This is a genomic window from Streptomyces flavusporus, from assembly GCF_046267975.1.
Taxonomy (GTDB): domain Bacteria; phylum Actinomycetota; class Actinomycetes; order Streptomycetales; family Streptomycetaceae; genus Streptomyces; species Streptomyces flavusporus.
The window spans coordinates 5,516,002-5,533,701 of record NZ_CP176503.1; the positions used below are offsets into that span (position 1 = coordinate 5,516,002).

The window sequence follows — 17,700 nt, forward strand, 5'->3', positions numbered from 1 at the left end:
CGTGCTCCGTCCCGGTGTTCAGCGTGTGTCCGTCGCCACCTCGAATGTAGTCGGCACGTCCGACAGCGCACGCCCCTTTGTGGCAATGTGCGCTCCCCGACAAGCCGCTGGTGATAGTGGACTTACGCCGCGTCTACCCCGTCACCATGCGCTCAGGCCTGATCGAACAGGATCGATTGCGACTGAAACAAGCCTTTTTCGTTCGGATTTCGTTTTCAGTGAGGTGTTTCAGGGAACGGCCGCTGGGCAGCCGCGCTGCGAGGAAGTGTAGGAGTTGCTTCCGTTTCGGCGAGCGAAGGGCATGGTGGTGGCGTTCAATGTGACCGGCGGCGAGCAGGGCCGATGGGCCGTGCTCCAGGTGTCGGGCGAGCTGGACCTGGTGACGTCACCCGTGTTGCGTCAGCGGGTGCACGACCTGGTGGCCGAGGGCCGCCACAGTCTCGTCCTCGACCTCTCCGAGGTCTGGTTCTGCGATTCCAGCGGTGTCGGCGTGCTCATCGCCGCCCGCCGTCTGCTGCGCTCCTGTCAGGGACGGCTCCGTCTGATACTTCCGGCTCAGGGGGCGGCCGACGGCTCCCATGTCAACCGTGTCCTCGGCGCGCTGGGTGTGCGCAGGCTGTTCGACGTGCACGCGGATCTGCCGTCCGCGACGTCCGACGAGGCGCGTCCCCTCTCGGCGTGACGCCTGTCACGTCGTTCACATCGTTGTTCCAGAATTCCCCCGGTCTTGGCACAACCGTCGGTTTCCCGCTCCGGGACCGCCCCCGACGTCGTACGCTCCGTGCGAGATGCACCCCGAGATGACGTGAGGCGGCCCGAAAAGACATGGTCAGCAGCGAGTACGAGCGCAGGATTGCGGCCCGGTTCGCCACCTTCGACCAGGACGGCAACGGTTACATCGACCGCGAGGACTTCAGCGGTGCGGCCAAGGCGCTGCTCGCGGAGTTCGGCACCGCGGCCCGGTCCGACAAGGGGCAGGCGCTGTACGTCGGCGCCGAGGCCTTCTGGCAGGGCATGGCCGGGATTGCGGACCGGGACGGTGACCAGCGGATCACCCGCGAGGAGTTCGTGAACGGCGCGGTCAAGCGACTGCGCGACAACCCGGACCGGTTCGCCGAGATCGCCCGCCCGTTCCTGCACGCCGCCATCGCCGTGGCGGACACCGACGGCGACGGAGCCGCCACCGTCGCGGCCACCGCACGTGTTCTGAAGGTGCTCGGCGTGCCGGAGAACATCGCGCACTCCGCGGCCGCCGCGCTCGACACGGACGGTGACGGCAAGGTGAGCGAGGTGGAGATCGTGCCCGCCTTCGCCCGTTACTTCACCGTGCCCGATTGACCTCTCTTCCGGTTGAAGCCGGGAGGTTCCCGCCTGGCCGCCGTTGTTGGGTGGCGGCCTTCGGGTGGTTCCTGCTTCATCACCCACCGCCCGGCTTGCCGGGTCTTACACGGGCTCCACAGGCGTTTTACCTCTCCGCAGGCCCTGCGGCGAGGAGTCGGCGCCCTTCGTGCCGGAGGTTGATTTCGGCGTTGCCGTCCCGGTCGTGAACGGCCCCGCAGGCACAGGTCCATTTGCGGATGCCGAGCTGGGTGATGCCCTTCGGGCCGGTGAGGGCACCGCAATTCGAGCAGAGCTGGGTGCTGGGGAACCAGCGGTCCACGCGCACGAAGCCACGGCCGTACCTGCGGCACTTGGCTTCGAGGGTGCGGGCGAACATGCCCAAGCTCTGGTCGTGGACGCTCTTGCCACGCTTGCCCTTCGCCGAGGCCATGCCCTTCACGTTCAGGTCCTCCAGGTAGACCGCTTGGCTCTCGCGGGCTATCTGGATGGTTTCCTGCTCGATGAAGTCGCGCCGCTGATCAGCGATGCGGGCATGGATCTTGGCGACGGCGAGCTTGGCCTTGCGCCGGTTGTTGCTGCCCTTGGCGCACCGGCTGAGCTTGTGACCTTGCGTGATCCCCCGAGGCGTATCGGCTCCAAGTTCCGCCGGTCTCCCTGAGGAGGCGGCTGGTGGTTTTGTCGTGGTAGCCGAGAGCGTCCGCAACGACGGGGGCAGGCAGTTCAAGGAGCTGCTGGCGGATGGCAGCGCCGCGGGCGGCGGCGGCCGGGACTCCGATGTCGTGGAGGAGCGCGGACAGGTGGTCGGGGCGGGCCGGCTGGCCTGCCCGGCGGCCCGGGAACAGCCAACGGCTCGCCGGGTTTGTGGCCGTGTTCATGTTGTCGCGGTTGTTGGTGTACTCCAGCAGCAGAGAGGCGACCGGTGCGGGAACGGGCGAGGCGGGCTCACCGAGCCGTAGCAGCACGGTCTCGCCGTCGAGGATCACGTCGTCGACAGTGAGCCGGATGATGCGGCTCACGGGCTGCGCGTAGAGGAGCACGATGACTCCCGCGACGCGAAGACGCATCGGCATCTCCGCATCGGTCAGCAGTCGGCCAAGGGCGTCGAGGCGTTCGTCCTCGCTCAGTGCGGCTCGCCGGGAATTCTTCATCGCGGGGATGGAGAGGGCGCGTCGGCAGTGGCGGCCCTGCATGGCCCAATTGAGGAAGGACCTCAGGCAGTTGCGGCCGTGTTCTGTGTTCTCGGCCCACCAAGCGTCGATGTCGGGCTGGCCGCAGGACGCGAGAGTGCTGTTCCGCTCGCCGAGCCATTGCGGGTCGTGTCCCTTGTCGTGGTGTAGCCGATCAATCGGCCGTTGTGCTGGTGGTGTTGGGTAGTTCGGGAGCGCTTTCGGGGGGCTCGGCGGGGTAGATCTGGTCCATGCTGCCCTCGGGGAGGTAACGGCGGGGGAAGGCGATCCACTCGTCGTGCATCTCGAAGAGCACGACGGTGACCAGCCGCAGCAGCGAGTCGTCGTTGGGGAAGACCTGGACGACGTCGACGCGACGCTTGATTTCTCGGTTGTCCCGCTCCAGTGGATTTGTGGACTGGATCTTCTTCCAATGGCGTTCCGGGAAGGCCGCGAAGGCCGTCAGATCGTCTTTGGCCTCCAGGAGCATCTGTTTGACCTGGGGGAACTGCGCGCCGAGCATGTCAGCGACCGTGTCGAGCTGGCCGCGGACGGCGGCCTGGTCGGGCTGGGCGAAGATGGTGCGGATGGTGGCGGCGACCATCTCGGCGGCGTCCTTCGGGATCACGCCGAAGACGTTGCGCAGGAAGTGCACCCGGCAACGTTGGCAGGAGGCGCCGATCATCACCTTGCGGATCGCCTTGACCAGGCCCGAGTGGTGGTCGCCGAGCACGAGCCGGACCCCGTTCAGGCCGCGTTCGCGCAGGTGGCGGAGGAACCGGGTCCAGAACACTTCGGTCTCGCTGTCGCCGACCATTACCCCCAGCACCTCGCGTCCGCCGTCCTCGGTGATGCCGGTGGCGATCACCACGGCTCGGGAGACGATCTGGTGCGCGACCCTGGCCTTGCAGTACGTCGCGTCCAAGGAGACGTAGGGGAACCGGACGTGGTCCAGGGGCCGGGTGCGGAAAGCGGTCAGCTGGGTGTCCAGGTCGGCGCAGATCCGCGAGACCTCGCTCTTGGAGATCCCGCTGTCCGCGCCAAGGGCCTTGACCAGCTCGTCGACCGAGCGGGTGGACACTCCGTGGACGTACGCCTCCATGATGACGGCGAACAGGGCCTGGTCGATGCGGCGGCGGCGCTCCAGCAGGCTGGGGAAGAAGCTGCCCGAGCGCAGCTTGGGTATGGCCAGGTCCAGGTCGCCGGCCTGTGTGGTCAGTGTCTTGTCCCGGTGCCCGTTGCGCAGGGCGGTGCGCGTGTCGGTGTGTTCGTTCCACTCCGCGCCGATCCCCGCGCTCGCCTCGGCCTCGATCAGCTCCTGGAGCATCCGCTCGGCCACCGAGCGGACGAGTTCGAGCCCGTCCGCCGAACGTAGTGACTCCAGTAGGCGGAGTAGGTCAGACCGGGACAGGGCCACCGCGCACCTCCCGGGTTGAACTGGCCGTTTACCAAGGAGAGTTGCAGGTGGCCCGCCTGCTGGGCAGGGAGCGGAATCCCTGTCAGCACACGCCCCCGGCGCACGCCCTAGCCTTGATCGGCTACACCACGAAGCGGGACGCCATCCCGCCGAGCCGGGCAACCGCTGCATCCCGACTTCCTTGCGGCCCTCCTCAACGACCTCGGCATCCCCACCACCGCCGGCCGCACCGCTGCGATCCGGCAGCACGTGCTGGAGATGCCCGCCCCGGTCGTCGCGGAGGCCCTGAGCTACCACCGGGTTACCACGGCCAAGCTGGCCTCCGAGGCCGGAGGCACCTGGAGCCGATACGCCTCTGGAGACCACTGGCGGTCACCACCAGGCTGGACCCCTCGGAGAACTGGTGACAGTTGAATACGCGAGCTCACCCGTACCACGGCCGTTTCCCTGCCCCGCTACGCAGGAGAGTCGGCTATACCCCCGCCCTGAAGGGCGGAGTACTGCCGACGGTCCATATAGCGTTCGCGCAGCTTGTACTTGAGCACCTTGCGCAGCGTCTCGCCCCGCGGAAGGGCGTCCACCACCTCCAGCTGCTCCGGCAGCTTGTGCACGGACAGCCCTTCCGCGCGCAGATGCGACGTCACCGCCTCCAGGGTCAGCGCATCGGCCCCCGGCGGCTGTTCGACCACCGCGCAGACCCGCTCACCGCGTTCGGCGTCCGGCAGCCCGATCACCGCCGCGTCCGCGACCGCCGGATGCCGGTGCAGCAGGTCCTCGATCTCCTTGGCCGAGATGTTCTCGCCCTTGCGGATGATCACGTCCTTGAGGCGGCCGGTGAGCACCAGATGCCCGCTCTCCGTCAGATGCCCGAGGTCGCCGGTGCGCAGAAAGCCCTCCGCGTCGAAGGCCTCCGCTGTCTGCGCAGGATCCAGATAGCCCCGGCACACGGCCTCCCCGCGCAGCCGCACCTCCCCGTCCACGATCCGTATCTCCATGCCGTCCGGCGGGCGTCCCTCCGTGGTGGCCAGGTTCTCGGGCGTGTCGTCCGGCGCCCCCATCGTGATCATCGGGACCTCGGTCATCCCGTACCCGTGGGTGAGCTGCACCCCCATCTCGCGTACGACGGCGTGGTAGACCTCCGGTGGTTTCGGTGCCCCGCCGCCGGCCAGCAGCCGCAGGGTCGGCACGACCGGCGTGTCCGGCTGCCCCCGCTGCTCGGCCAGGAACATCGAGTAGAACGCCGTCGACCCGCCCGCCAGCGTCACCCCGTGCCTGCGGTACACCGCCAGCGCCTGAGGCAGCGCGAACTGCTCGACCAGCACCGCGGGGAAGCCGTACAGCAGCAGCATCACCATGTAGTCGGGGCCGCCGATGTGCGCGTACGGGAACGCGATCGACCCCACGTCCCCGGCGGTGGGCCGCAGGGCGTGCGCCAGGCAGGAGCCGCCCGCGATCAGCGAACGGTCCGTGTGCAGGACGCCCTTGGGCTCGGAGGTCGTGCCGGAGGTCCAGTAGATCCAGCGGACCTCCGTGCCCTGCGCCGGCGGCGGGGGCAGCACGGCCGGATCGCCGTCGGGCAGGTCGTCGTACGCCTCGAAGATCCCCTTCGCGCCGAGCCGGCGCGCCATCTCCGTGTGGTCGAAGCCGCGCCACTCGCCCGGTACGGCGAGGTACTCGGCCCGCGACTCCCGCAGCGCGAAGCCGACCTCGCGGTCCCTCAGGAACGGGATGAGCGGCGTCTGTACGGCGCCCAGGCGGGCCAGTGCGAAGGACAGCACCGCCGTCTCGATGCGGGTGGGCAGCTGCCAGGCGACGACGGTGCCGGGGCGCACCCCCATGCCGTACAGACCGGCCGCCGCCCGCTCGGCGCTCTCGCGCAGAGCGCCGAAGCTCACCGAGCGGTCGTCCTGGAGCAGGACGGGGTGCTCGGGGGTGCGGTCGGCGCGGCGGACGAGCAGGTCCCAGAGGGTGCGGGAGGTGCTGAGCGCGTGCGCGGTGTCGTTCACGTCGGCCCCCTGCCAAGCTGACGACTAGTCAGATAGTGGGGTGAGCGTAGGGCCCGGTGCCTTGTCGGTCCAGGGGTGCGGGACTAGCCTTCCCTCAGCGCGCTATCTGACGGTGCATCAGATACGTATCTCCGCGGAGGGGACCCATGACCGAACTGCCCCGCATCATCAGCGTCGACGACCATGTGATCGAACCCGCGCACCTCTTCGAGACCTGGCTGCCGAAGAAGTACCGCGACCGCGGCCCCAAGCCCCTCACCGCCGGGATCGGCGAACTCGCCTACGTCGGCGGCAAGTACCAGATCACCATGGACCCGGACGGCCCGCCCACCGACTGGTGGATCTACGAGGACCTGAAGTTCCCGTACAAGCGCAACATCGCCGCCGTCGGCTTCGACCGCGACGAGATGACCCTGGAGGGCATCATGCGCGCGGAGATGCGGCCGGGCTGCTGGGACCCCGCCGAGCGGCTCAGGGACATGGACCTCAACCACGTCGAGGCGTCCCTCTGCTTCCCGACCTTCCCGCGCTTCTGCGGGCAGACCTTCGCCGAGGCGCACGACAAGGAGGTCGCGCTGGCCTGTGTGCGCGCCTACAACGACTGGATGGTCGAGGAGTGGTGCGGGGACAGCGGCGGCCGGCTCATCCCGCTGTGCCTGATCCCGCTGTGGGACGTCGAGCTGGCGGTGGAGGAGATCAGGCGGAACGCGGCCCGCGGAGTGCGGGCGGTGACCTTCTCCGAGATCCCCACCTGTCTGGGGCTGCCGTCCATCCACTCCGGCTACTGGGACCCGTTCTTCGCGGTCTGCCAGGAGACCGGGACGGTCGTCAACATGCACATCGGTTCGTCCTCGCAGATGCCGGCCGCGTCCCCGGACGCCCCGCCCGCCGTCCAGGCCTCGCTGTCCTTCAACAACGCCATGGCCTCGATGATGGACTTCCTGTTCAGCGGCGTGCTCGTGAAGTTCCCGACGCTCAGGCTCGCCTACTCCGAAGGGCAGATGGGCTGGATCCCGTACGCCCTGGAACGCGCCGACGACGTCTGGCAGGAGCACCGCGCCTGGGGCGGCGTCCGCGACACCGTCCCGGAGCCGCCGTCGACGTACTACTACCGGCAGATCTACTGCTGCTTCTTCCGCGACAAGCACGGCATCGCCTCGCTGGACGTCGTGGGGCGCGACAACGCCACCTTCGAAACCGACTATCCGCACGTCGACTCCACCTTCCCGCACACCAGGGAGGTGGCCCTCGACCACGTCAAGGGCCTCGACGACGAGACGGTGTACAAGCTGATGCGGGGCAACGCGATCCGCATGCTGGATCTCGACCTGGACCGCTGATGGACCTGTCGTACACGCCCGAGGAGGAGGACTTCCGGGAGCGCCTGCGGGAGTGGCTGGGCAAGGTGCTGCCCACGCTGCCGCCGAAACCGTCCCCCGAGGACTGGCCCGCCCGGCGGGCCTATGACCTCGGGTGGCAGCGGATGCTGTACGACGCCGGATACGCCGACGTCCACTGGGACGCCTCCCCGACCATGCGGCTGATCTTCCTGGAGGAGACGGAAAAGGCGGGCGCCCCCTATGTGGGGGCCAACTTCGTCGGGCTGCTGCACGCGGGGCCGACCATCGCGGCCGAGGGCACGGCCGGGCAGCGGGCGCGCTGGCTGCCGCCCATCCTGCGCGGCGAGGAGGTGTGGTGCCAGGGCTTCAGCGAACCGGACGCCGGATCCGACCTCGCGGCCCTGCGCACGCGCGCGTGTAGGGACGGCGACGACTACGTGGTGAGCGGGTCCAAGATCTGGACCTCGCACGCCGAAGTCGCCGACTGGTGCGAACTGCTGGTGCGGACTGACCCGACGGCGCCCAGGCACCGTGGGATCACCTGGCTGGCCATGCCCATGGACGCGCCGGGCATCACCGTACGGCCGCTGCGGACGCTCGCGGGGTCGGCCGAGTTCGCCGAGGTGTTCCTCGACGACGTGCGCGTGCCGGTCGCCAACCGGGTCGGGGACGAGAACGACGGCTGGCGGGTGACCATGGTGACGCTGTCGTTCGAGCGGGGGACGGCGTTCGTGGGCGAGGTGGTGGCCGGTCGGCGCGTACTGGGGGAGCTGGCCCGGCAGGCGCGCGCGAACGGACGCTGGGACGATGCGGTGCTGCGGCGGCGACTCGGGCGGCTGAACGCGGAGTTCCGGGCGCTGTGGCGGCTGACCCAGTGGAACGTGAGCGAGGCGGAGGCGTCGGGCGGGGTGCCCGGCGTGGGGGGTTCGGTTTTCAAACTGAGGTACTCACACGCGCGTCAGGAGCTGTACGACGCCACGGCCGACGTCCTGGGCGCCGAGTCGCTCGACCTGGACCGGCCCTGGGTGCTCGACCGGCTGTCGTCGCTGTCGTACACCATCGCGGCCGGCACCTCGCAGATCCAGCACAGCATCGTGGCCGAACGGATCCTCGGGCTGCCGAAGGGACGCTGACGTGCGCTTCCAACTGACCGAGGAACAGCGGGCTTTGCGGGACACCGTACGGCAACTGCTCGCGCGGCGCTTCGACGGCGAGGCGCTCCGGGCGGCCGTGGAAGCGCCCGTCCTGGACCGGGGGCTGTGGCGCGAGCTGGGTGCGGCGGGGTTCTTCGCACTACGACTGCCCGAGGCGGACGGCGGGGTCGGACTCGGGTCGGCCGAGGCGGTGTTGGCCTTCGAGGAGGCCGGACGGGTCCTGCTGCCGGGCCCGTTGCTGGCCACACATCTCGCGGCGGGCGCGGTGCCGGGAGCGGCCGACGGGTCGGTCGTCGTGGCGGCGGTCGACGGCAGCGGGCTGGTGGAGTGGCTGACGCAGGCCGACGTCGTGCGCGGGAACGCGCACGGGGCCGTACCACTACGGTCGGTGGACCCGCTCACGCCGCTGCACCGTGTGCCGGAGGCGGCCGGGGCCGCGGTGGTGGCAGGCGTGCGCGGCGCGGCGAGGCCGCCTGGGGCGAAGGGTTCGCGCACGCCCCCGCACGCGGAGCCGGCGCCTCTGGGCGCGGCGGATCCGACGGCCGTGCTTCTGACCGCCGCCGAGCAGCTCGGCAGCGCCGCCCGCACCTGTGAGCTCGCAGTGCAACACGCCCGTACCCGCGAGCAGTTCGGGCGTCCGATCGGCGCCTTCCAGGCCGTACAGCACCTGTGTGCGCAGATGCTGGTCCGCGTGGAGGTGGCCCGCGCCGCCGTGTACGCGGCGGCCGTCACCGCCGACCCCGTGGACATCGCCGCGGCCCGGCTGCTCGCCGACGAGGCGGCCGTGCGCGGTGCCCGCGACTGCCTCCAGGTGCACGGCGGCATGGGCTTCACCTGGGAGGCGGAGGTGCATCTGCATCTGAAGCGCGCCTGGGTGCGAACCCATCGTGTGGGTGGCGGCACGGAGAGTGAGGATTTCTTGGCGCAGGACCTGGCAACCGGGGTGGACGGACACGGAGCTGGGCTGCGGACTCGGTGAACAGGCCGCCGCGCGTGTCGCGGATTGTGGCATACCGGTGTCACTGAGCGTTGATATCGCCTTGTGTCCCAGGTGTGACTCGTCACGTCCCGGAGTCGAAGGTCCGCTCCGGTACCTTGTGTGGGGTGCGAGTGGTTCCGAGCGCGAGCTGTGCCGGTGTTGCCCCTGGGGCGGCTCCGGATCCAGCAGTGTGCGCCGCTGCTCGCCCGGCGGGAAGGCCCTGTTCCACCGCCTGTTCGACCCCTCGCGACGAGCGTCGCACAGTATGCCGCACAGGTACTCCTTCGCGCTGGAATATGCCCGAAGCGCTTGCTGGGGTGACTGTACGTCAACCATGCTGGTCCATAAGGGAATCACGTTCCGTGAACCCTGCCCTCGCTGTTGTTCTGGTCATGCAGAAAATGGCTACGATCGTGGCCCTCGTGAGGCGCGAGCCTTTGTGTCCACCGGTTCGGATGGTGTGAGCGGTGCAGGTGCTTCAAGTGCAGCTGGAGATCCGGCCCGACCCCGCGGAAGTGGGGCGCGCCCGCAGATGGACGCGTTCACGGCTCGCCGGGTCCGGTATAGAGGCCGACGAACCGCTTGCCGAGACCCTGGTCCTGCTCGTCTCCGAACTGGTCACCAACGCCGTGGTGCACACCGGCTGTCCGGCCGTTCTGAGGCTGTCCCTGCCCCAGCCGACCGCCGAACCGGCCACCGTCCGCCTGGAGGTGGCCGACGGCAGCACACGGGCCCCGCTGCCCCGTTGGGTGGACGGTGAAGAGACCGGCGGCCGTGGCCTGGCGCTCGTCGACGGCCTCGCCGACCGCTGGGGCTGGAGCCCCGAGGGCGCCGGCAAGCGCATCTGGTGCGAACTGGACCGCTGCGCCGAGTCCCGGACGGCCGCGGTGGCATGCGGGGGCGGCCAGGCTTCCGGGTACGAGGGCTTCGAAGGGTACGAGGGGCTGGCCTACGAGGCGGTGTGAGGCGACCGGGTCCGGTTGTGCCGGTTTCCGCAAAGGTCGGGTCAGGTCGGGTCAGGGGCGGGGCAAGTCGGGGGCACGGTTGCAGCGGCGCCGGGCTTTTCGGGGCGGGTGAGAGGTGGCGCGCCCGGATGTGCTTCCATGCGCGCCTGCGTCAAAAAGGGCGTAAGTCGTAAATCTCCGAACGGGTGTTGACGTCACGTGACGGGTTGATCACGCTGTTGGTCAGCGATTCGCCGCGAGGGGACGACGAGGGTTTCGGTGGCGGGAGCCCTCGACGAGTGCGGGTCGCGATTCGGCGTCGGTTCTCCCAGGGCCAAGAGGGGCCGATGGGGATCCCTCCCGCTCGAGCAAAGGCCGAGAGCGGGGGAGGGTACGCCGGAGTCGGATGGCGGCGCGTGGTGCGGTGCTCGGGGCGGGCGCTGTCGCGTCGCCAGCCGGACTCGTCCGGGGGTCACCTACAGGATCGCGACCGGCGCCACCGGCGTCCCCGTCGCGCCGACGAACGGTTCGGGCATCGCCGACAGCAGGAATGTGTAGCGGCCCGTTTCTCCACAGGCTGTGGACAACTTTTCGAGATTCCAGTTCTGACCCTGCGGCATCCCCATCTCCACCAGGTGCAGCGCATGCACGGGAAGCCAGAGATTCTCGATCTCGGGCGGAAATATCTCAAACGTGAGCGTGTCGTTCGCCACGGCCGCCACATCGCGCGCGTGGAACCACTCCGGCGTCCGGATCGACAGACCCGGCGACGGATACCCGTATCCGTGCTTGTCACCGGCGAGACAGACCTGCACCTGTCCGGTCCGTACGAGAACGATGTCACCGGCACGCACGCGCGTACCGGCGAGTTCCTCGGCCGCGTCCAGATCCTCCGGAGTGACCGCATGCCCGCCGGGGAGCCGGTCCGTCCCGCACGCGCGGGCGACGTCGAGGAGCACCCCGCGCGAGACGATGTGCCGCGCCTTGTCGATGCCGCCGAACTCCGCCCCGCCATGCGCGGTGATGGTGCCGGCCGGGCGGCCGTTGTAGAGCCTGCCCGAGTGCGAGACGTGGGTCAGCGCGTCCCAGTGGGTCGCCGCCTGCAGGCCCATGGTCACGGCGTCGTCGCTGCACGCGACCGTGCCGGGCCCGAACAGCTCCTGGTTGATCTGCACCATGACGTGCAGGGGATTGACCCGCCCGGGGATCATCCCGGTCTGCACGCCGTCCTGTTGCAGAGGCAGGGCGAGGGGGACGCGGCGTCCCGTGCGGACCTCGGTGGCGGCCGCGCGGACGACCTCGTCGGTGATCAGGTTGAGCGTCCCCCGCTCGTCGTCCGCCCCCCAGCGGCCCCAGTTGTTCACGCGCCCCGCGATGTCGTGGAACTCGACCGGCAGTGACATGAGCCCTCCCCGGGGCTTGTCTCCAGGCGTCTGGCGAGACAAAAATCTAACGGGTCGTCAGAAACTGCGGGAAGGGGCCGGGCGTGGGGAACTTCTTGGCCGGCAAGGTCGTCGCCGTGACCGGGGCCGGACGGGGCATCGGGCGGGCGGTCGCGCGCGCGGCGGCCGCCGAGGGAGCGCGCGTCGTCGTCAACGACTACGGGGTGGCCGTCGACGGTGCCTCCCCGACCAGCGAGGTCGCCGAGGCCGTGGTCAAGGAGATCGAGGCGGCGGGCGGGGAGGCGGTCGCGGTGGCCGACGACATCTCCACGATGGCCGGTGGTCAGCGGGTGGTCGACGCGGCGCTGTCGTCGTACGGACGGCTCGACGGCGTCGTATGCGTCGCCGGGATCCTGCGCGAGCGGATGCTGTTCAACATGACCGAGGAGGAATGGGACCCGGTCGTCGCCACCCACCTCAAGGGGACGTTCACGGTGTTCCGGGCGGCCTCGGCGGTGATGCGCAAGCAGCGGTCGGGGACCCTGATCGGCTTCACCAGCGGCAACCACCAGGGATCCGTCTCGCAGGCCAACTACAGCGCGGCCAAGGGCGGAATCATCTCGCTGGTGCGGAGCGCTGCGCTCGGCCTGCACAAGTACGGGGTGACCGCGAATGCCGTGGCGCCCGTGGCCCGTACGCGGATGTCGGCGAACGTGCCGATGGAGCTGGCGGAGATCGGCGAGCCGGAGGACGTCGCCGCGCTCGTGGCCTACCTGCTGTCGGAGCGGGCGCGGGACGCCGGCATCACCGGGCAGGTGTACACGATCGCCGGCCCGAAGATCGCCGTCTGGGCCCAGCCGAGGGAGCTGCGCGCCGCGTACGCCGAGGGCTCCTGGACGCCGGAACGGATCGCGGACTTCCTGCCGGGGACGGTGGGGGTGGATCCGATGCCGATGCTGTCGCAGTTGGCGGGGATGGAGAGGGCGGCACGAGAGGGGGGCCGGCCGAACGCCCAGTAGCTCGGGGGGATGCGTTGTACGGCGGCTGCGGGTTCGTTGCGGCGGGTCGCGCCCCACGGTGGAGCCGCATATCGACACAGCCCCGCACCCCTGGGGTCGCTGGACGCACCCCATGCTGAGAGGAGACCCCGTGGACTTTGGATTCACGGTAGAGGACGAGGCATTTCGAGCCGAGGCGCGAGAATGGCTCGCTGCCCATGCCGACGGCGACCCGGACCGCCGTACCTGGGAACGCACCCTCGGCAAGGCGGGTTGGATAGGCCTCGGCTGGCCCGAACCCGGCTACGGCAACCGCACCGCCACCCTCACCCAACAGGTCGCCTGGGCCGAGGAGTACGCCCGCTCGCCCGCACCGCCGCGCTCCGGCCACATCGGCGAGAACCTCCTCGCCCCCACCCTCATCGCCCACGGCACAGCGGAGCAGAAGGCCCGCTTCCTCCCCCCGATCGCCGCCGGGGACGAACTGTGGTGCCAGGGCTACAGCGAGCCGGACGCCGGCTCGGACCTGGCCGGAGTGCGCACGACGGCCGTACGCGAGCCGGGCGGCACGTCGTACCGGATCACCGGCCAGAAGATCTGGACCTCGCTCGCCCACGAGGCGGACTGGTGCTTCGTGCTGGCCCGCACCGAACCCGGCTCGCGACGCCACCAGGGGCTCAGTTTCCTGCTGGTGCCCATGGACCAGCCGGGCCGGATCGAGGTCCGCCCGATCCGCCAGATGACCGGCACGAGCGACTTCAACGAGGTGTTCTTCGACGGGGCGCACGCGCGCGTGGAGCATGTCGTCGGCGGCGAGGGCGGCGGCTGGCGGGTCGCGATGAGCCTGCTCGGGTTCGAACGCGGGGTCTCGACACTGGCCCAGCAGATCGGGTTCGCCGAGGAGCTGGGGCGGGTGGTGCGGGCGGCCCTTGCCTCGGGTGCGGTGGCCGATCCGGTCGTACGGGAGCGGCTCGTCCGGCAGTGGGCGGAGCTGCGGACGATGCGGTGGAACGCCCTGCGGACACTGGGCGGTTCGGCGGACCCGGGCGCATCGAGCGTGGCCAAGCTGCTGTGGAGCGGCTGGCACCAGCGGCTCGGGGAGCTGGCGATGCAGGTGCGGGGTGCGGCGGCCGGGGTGGGTCCGGCGGACTGGTCGGACTCGGCGCCGTACGAACTCGACGGGATGCAGCACCTGTTCCTGTTCTCCCGGGCCGACACCATCTACGGCGGCTCGGACCAGATCCAGCGCACGATCATCGCCGAGCGCGCGCTCGGCCTGCCGAGGGAACCGAAGGGCTGAGGGGGCGGTGTGATGCGAGGCGTGGTGTTCGACGGGCAGCGGGTCGAGGTCGTGGACGATCTGGAGGTACGGGATCCCGGACCCGGTGAGGTGCGGGTCGCGATCTCGGCGGCCGGGCTGTGCCACAGCGATCTGTCCGTGGTGGACGGGACCATTCCCTTTCCTGTGCCTGTGGTGTTGGGGCATGAGGGGGCGGGTGTGGTGGAGGCGGTGGGGGACGGGGTCACGCATGTCTCGGTCGGGGATCATGTGGCTCTGTCCACGCTTGCCAACTGCGGTACGTGCGCGGATTGTGACCGGGGGCGGCCGACCATGTGCCGGCGGGCGATCGGCCGGCCCGGGCAGCCGTTCACGCAAGGTGGGCGTCCTGTCTTTCAGTTCGCGTGCAACTCGGCGTTCGCCGAGCGGACCGTGGTCAAGGCCGTGCAGGTGGTTCGTATTCCGAAGGACATTCCCATGCCTTCGGCCGCGCTCATCGGGTGCGGGGTGCTGACCGGGGTCGGGGCCGTGCTCAACCGGGCGAAGGTGGACCGCGGGGACAGCGTGGTCGTGATCGGGACCGGTGGGATCGGACTCAATGTGCTTCAAGGGGCGCGGATCGCGGGTGCGCTGCGGATCGTCGCCGTCGATGCCAATCCGGCCAAGGAGGCGGTGGCGCGGCAGTTCGGGGCGACCGAGTTCCTGACCTCGACGGAGGGGGCGCGGGAGCTGCTGCCCACGGGGGCGGACCACGTCTTCGAGTGCGTCGGGCGGGTGGAGCTCGTCCGGCAGGCGGTCGGTCTGCTGGACCGGCATGGGCAGGCGGTCCTGCTCGGTATGCCGCCGGCCGGGGCGGAGGCGTCCTTCGTCGTGGCGTCCATGTTCCTGGACAAGTCGATCCTGGGGTGCCGTTACGGGTCCTCGCGTCCGCAGCGGGACATCGCGCTGTACGCCGAGTTGTACCGGGACGGGCGGCTGCTGCTCGACGAGCTGGTGACGCAGACCTATCCCGTTGAGGAGTTCGAGCGGGCGGCGGCGGATGCGGAGGCGGGGAAGGTGGCTCGGGGGGTGCTGGTGTTCTGAACATGCCAAGGATTTTCCACAGGCGCCGGAAAGCTCCTGGGGCGCTGTCGGCCCCAGCCCTTAGCGTCGACGCATGACCTATCGAGACGTCGCCTCCAAGCAGGTCCTGATCTGGGCCTGCACCGCCGTCGCCTCCCGTATGCCGGTCGCCATGGCGCCGTTGGCCCTGGTATTCCTGGTGCGGGAGCGGCCCGGTGGCTATTCGCTGGGGGCGGCGCTCGCGGCGGCCTATGTGATCGGCGAGATCATCGGGGCGCCGGTGCTCGGAATGCGGCTGGACCCGGCGCGCGGCCGTCGGCACCTGGCCTTCGGACTCGCGGGCGGGGCGGTGGGGTTCGCGGGGCTCGGGGTGCTGGCCGGGGCACACCCCGTCGTGCTGGGGGCGTTCGCGCTCCTGGCCGGTGCGGCTCCCGCCGCTGCGGCCGGCGGGCAGCGGGTGCTGCTGACCTCGCTGGTCCCGGAGCGTGCCATGGCGCAGGCGCTGTCCGCCGAGTCGATGCTGATGTCGGGCGTGTGGGCCGTCTCCCCGGTCGCGGTCGCCGGCCTCGCCCTCGGGGTGGCGCCACGGGTGCCGCTGCTCCTCGGGGCCGCCCTGATGGCGTGGTCGATCGCGGGCCACTGGCTGCTGCCGGCCGGCTGGGGCAAGGGGGAGCAGGGTGGGGAGGCAGGGCGGTTCAGAGTCTTGATACGCGCCTGGCCGGTGTACGTCACGGGCGCGGCCAGTCTCACCCTGCTCGGCCTGGCCGAACTCACCCTGCCTGCCCTGCTGGAGCAGCGCGGCATCGGTGTCGGCTGGTCCGGGCCGATGCTGGCGGGGATGGCGGTGGGGGCGGCGGTCGGCGCGTTCCTGTACGGCCTCCGGCCGTGGCCGGGGCGGCTCCGGACGCGCAGTGTGGTGCTGATGTGCGGCATGTCGGTCTTCGTGACCCTCGCCGCACTGATACCGGGGGCGGCCGGGATCGCGGTCGCCCTCGTCCTGGCGGGCACGTTTCAGTCGGGCGCGCTGATCACCCGCAACCTGTCCCTGCGCGAGGCGGTGCCACCGGGTGCCGTGGCCGCGGGCTACTCGGTGATGTACGCGGCCGCGGGCGCGGGGTACGCGGCGGCCGGTTCCCTCGCCGGCGGCCTGCTCCAGCTGGTGGCGCCGTCCACGGCCATCCTGGCCGGCGTGCTGCTGACCCTGCTGCTGACGGCGCTCGGCTGGTGGGGAGAGGTTCGGCGGGGCCGCTCAAGTGCCGCTGGGAACCTGCCCGTTGACACCGTCGCTGCCGGCGCGGAAGGTGCGCCGGTAGCTGGAGGGTGTGACACCGAGCGCCGCCTGTAGGTGCTGCCGCATCGACTGGGCCGTGCCGAAGCCGGCGTCCCGGGCGACCTGGTCGACGGAGAGGCCGGTGGTCTCCAGCAGGTGCCGGGCGCGTTCCACCCGCTGCTGGGTGAGCCACTGGCCCGGGCTGATGCCGACCTCCTCGCGGAAGCGGCGGGTGAAGGTGCGGACCGACATGGACTCCTGGTCCGCCATGTCGCGCAACTGGATCGGCTCGTGGAGGCGGCCCAGGGCCCAGGCGCGGGCCGTGGTCGTGGTGGCCAGCTGGGGCTCCGGCACCGGGCGCTGGATGAACTGCGCCTGGCCGCCCTCGCGGTGCGGCGGTACGACCGTGCGGCGGGCCACGTCGTTGGCGACGGCGGTGCCGTGGTCGCGGCGCACGATGTGCAGGCACAGGTCGACGCCGGCCGCGACGCCCGCGGAGGTCAGGACGTCGCCGTCGTCGACGTACAGGACGTCGGCATCCACCTTGATCTGCGGGAACAGGCGTTGGAGGCGCTCCGCGTCGGCCCAGTGGGTGGTGGCGGGCCGGCCGTCGAGGTGGCCGGCGGCGGCGAGGACGTAGACGCCGGTGCAGATGGAGGCGAGTCGGGTGCCGGGGCGGATGTGCGCGAGCGCGGCGGCCAGCTCGGGGGTGAGCACGCCCTGCTCGAAGACCGGGCCGAGTTCGTACGACGCCGGGACGATCACGGTGTCGGCGGTGGCCAGGGTCTCCGGGCCGTTCGCGACCATGATGTCGAAGTCGGCGTCCGTCCGGACCGGGCCCGGCGGCCGGATCGAGCAGGTGACGACCTCGTACAGATGGCGCCCCGCGGCGTCCTTGGGGCGTCCGAAGATGCGGTGCGGGATGCCCAGCTCGAAGGGCAGCGCGCCGTCCATGGCGAGGACGACGACGCGGTGCGGACGAAAGCCTTCCCCGGTGGGCTGCTCGGTGTGCCGCTCGATGGCCATGGCCCGATCCTAGCGAATGCTGTCCTTCGGGCCACTCGATCGGAGTGATCGCAGACCGGATGCTCTATGGCGTGACCCAGACAACCGACGCCACCGCAGCCGTAGAGGAATCCGGTACCACCAAGAAGCGGCGCCTGCGGCGGAGCCGCAAAATGTCACTGCACCGGGCCTGGTTCGTCGCCGCCGTCACCTTCGTGACCATCATCGGCGCGGCCGCCTTCCGTTCCCTGCCAGGCCTGCTCATCGACCCGCTGAACCAGGAGTTCGCGTGGTGACGCTTTGGGGAACCCAGCCTCACCTACGGGTCGGCATCGGCTTGCGTCGGCCGTCAAGGTA

Annotated in this window: 16 protein-coding genes and 1 pseudogene; 11 read left to right on the top strand and 6 right to left on the bottom strand. The window is 70.4% G+C overall.

The annotated features are described in order from the left end of the window. The first annotated feature begins 301 nt into the window (after positions 1–301). Positions 302–682, top strand: coding sequence for an STAS domain-containing protein (locus tag ACKTSN_RS26205; protein WP_129797461.1), 381 nt, complete (start codon positions 302–304; stop codon positions 680–682). A 143-nt stretch (positions 683–825) separates the two neighbouring features. Further along, entirely contained in the window at positions 826–1,338 is a 513-nt protein-coding gene (locus ACKTSN_RS26210; RefSeq protein WP_409471349.1) for an EF-hand domain-containing protein, read from the top strand. A 127-nt stretch (positions 1,339–1,465) separates the two neighbouring features. Here ACKTSN_RS26210 and ACKTSN_RS26215 read toward each other — a convergent pair whose 3' ends face one another. The 4 genes from ACKTSN_RS26215 to ACKTSN_RS26230 form a co-directional block, all read right to left on the bottom strand. Continuing rightward, positions 1,466–1,957 carry an RNA-guided endonuclease InsQ/TnpB family protein gene (locus ACKTSN_RS26215; RefSeq protein ID WP_409474920.1) on the bottom strand — a complete coding sequence of 164 codons (492 nt, stop codon included), beginning with the start codon at positions 1,955–1,957 and terminating at the stop codon, positions 1,466–1,468. Then, positions 1,860–2,489, bottom strand: a complete 630-nt coding sequence (locus ACKTSN_RS26220) for a hypothetical protein (RefSeq protein WP_409475130.1) — start codon at positions 2,487–2,489, stop codon at positions 1,860–1,862. The genes ACKTSN_RS26215 and ACKTSN_RS26220 overlap by 98 nt, the downstream gene beginning before the upstream one ends. Positions 2,490–2,682: 193 nt before the next feature. Then, positions 2,683–3,924, bottom strand: a complete 1,242-nt coding sequence (locus ACKTSN_RS26225) for an IS256 family transposase (protein ID WP_409471350.1) — start codon at positions 3,922–3,924, stop codon at positions 2,683–2,685. 455 nt (positions 3,925–4,379) lie between these two features. Further along, a complete protein-coding gene (locus ACKTSN_RS26230) occupies positions 4,380–5,930 on the bottom strand; it encodes a class I adenylate-forming enzyme family protein (RefSeq protein ID WP_409471351.1) in 1,551 nt (516 codons plus the stop codon). A gap of 146 nt (positions 5,931–6,076) precedes the next feature. Here ACKTSN_RS26230 and ACKTSN_RS26235 point away from each other — a divergent pair, with 146 nt between their 5' ends. The 4 genes from ACKTSN_RS26235 to ACKTSN_RS26250 all read left to right on the top strand — a co-directional run bounded on the left by ACKTSN_RS26235 (position 6,077) and on the right by ACKTSN_RS26250 (position 10,368). After that, positions 6,077–7,270, top strand: coding sequence for an amidohydrolase family protein (locus ACKTSN_RS26235; protein WP_409471352.1), 1,194 nt, complete (start codon positions 6,077–6,079; stop codon positions 7,268–7,270). Next, entirely contained in the window at positions 7,270–8,403 is a 1,134-nt protein-coding gene (locus ACKTSN_RS26240) for an acyl-CoA dehydrogenase family protein (RefSeq protein WP_409471353.1), read from the top strand. Before ACKTSN_RS26235 ends, ACKTSN_RS26240 begins: the two co-directional genes overlap by 1 nt. A gap of 1 nt (position 8,404) precedes the next feature. Continuing rightward, positions 8,405–9,403 (top strand): acyl-CoA dehydrogenase family protein, encoded by a 999-nt coding sequence (locus ACKTSN_RS26245; RefSeq protein ID WP_409471354.1) that lies wholly within the window; start codon positions 8,405–8,407, stop codon positions 9,401–9,403. Between the two features lie 482 nt (positions 9,404–9,885). Continuing rightward, positions 9,886–10,368, top strand: coding sequence for an ATP-binding protein (locus tag ACKTSN_RS26250; RefSeq protein ID WP_409474921.1), 483 nt, complete (start codon positions 9,886–9,888; stop codon positions 10,366–10,368). A gap of 455 nt (positions 10,369–10,823) precedes the next feature. On the opposite strand, the gene ACKTSN_RS26255 is transcribed toward ACKTSN_RS26250, so the two are convergent. Next, positions 10,824–11,750, bottom strand: coding sequence for a cyclase family protein (locus ACKTSN_RS26255; protein WP_409471355.1), 927 nt, complete (start codon positions 11,748–11,750; stop codon positions 10,824–10,826). Positions 11,751–11,833: 83 nt separating this feature from the next. Between ACKTSN_RS26255 and ACKTSN_RS26260 the strand changes: the two genes are divergently transcribed. The 4 genes from ACKTSN_RS26260 to ACKTSN_RS26275 all read left to right on the top strand — a co-directional run bounded on the left by ACKTSN_RS26260 (position 11,834) and on the right by ACKTSN_RS26275 (position 16,413). After that, on the top strand, positions 11,834–12,748 hold the full coding sequence (locus ACKTSN_RS26260) for an SDR family NAD(P)-dependent oxidoreductase (RefSeq protein WP_409471356.1): 915 nt from the start codon (positions 11,834–11,836) through the stop codon (positions 12,746–12,748). A 130-nt stretch (positions 12,749–12,878) separates the two neighbouring features. Next, a complete protein-coding gene (locus ACKTSN_RS26265; RefSeq protein WP_409471357.1) occupies positions 12,879–14,027 on the top strand; it encodes an acyl-CoA dehydrogenase family protein in 1,149 nt (382 codons plus the stop codon). A gap of 12 nt (positions 14,028–14,039) precedes the next feature. Beyond that, positions 14,040–15,089: a Zn-dependent alcohol dehydrogenase gene (locus ACKTSN_RS26270; RefSeq protein WP_409471358.1), complete on the top strand. Its 1,050-nt coding sequence runs from the start codon at positions 14,040–14,042 to the stop codon at positions 15,087–15,089. Between the two features lie 73 nt (positions 15,090–15,162). Beyond that, positions 15,163–16,413, top strand: coding sequence for an MFS transporter (locus ACKTSN_RS26275; RefSeq protein WP_409471359.1), 1,251 nt, complete (start codon positions 15,163–15,165; stop codon positions 16,411–16,413). Here ACKTSN_RS26275 and ACKTSN_RS26280 read toward each other — a convergent pair. Next, on the bottom strand, positions 16,318–17,364 hold the full coding sequence (locus ACKTSN_RS26280; RefSeq protein ID WP_409471360.1) for a GlxA family transcriptional regulator: 1,047 nt from the start codon (positions 17,362–17,364) through the stop codon (positions 16,318–16,320). The two genes, ACKTSN_RS26275 and ACKTSN_RS26280, sit on opposite strands and share 96 nt — an antisense overlap. 71 nt (positions 17,365–17,435) lie before the next feature. Between ACKTSN_RS26280 and ACKTSN_RS26285 the strand changes: the two are divergent. Continuing rightward, positions 17,436–17,636, top strand: a pseudogene (locus tag ACKTSN_RS26285) (MFS transporter); the annotation flags it as partial. Positions 17,637–17,700: the final 64 nt, after the last annotated feature.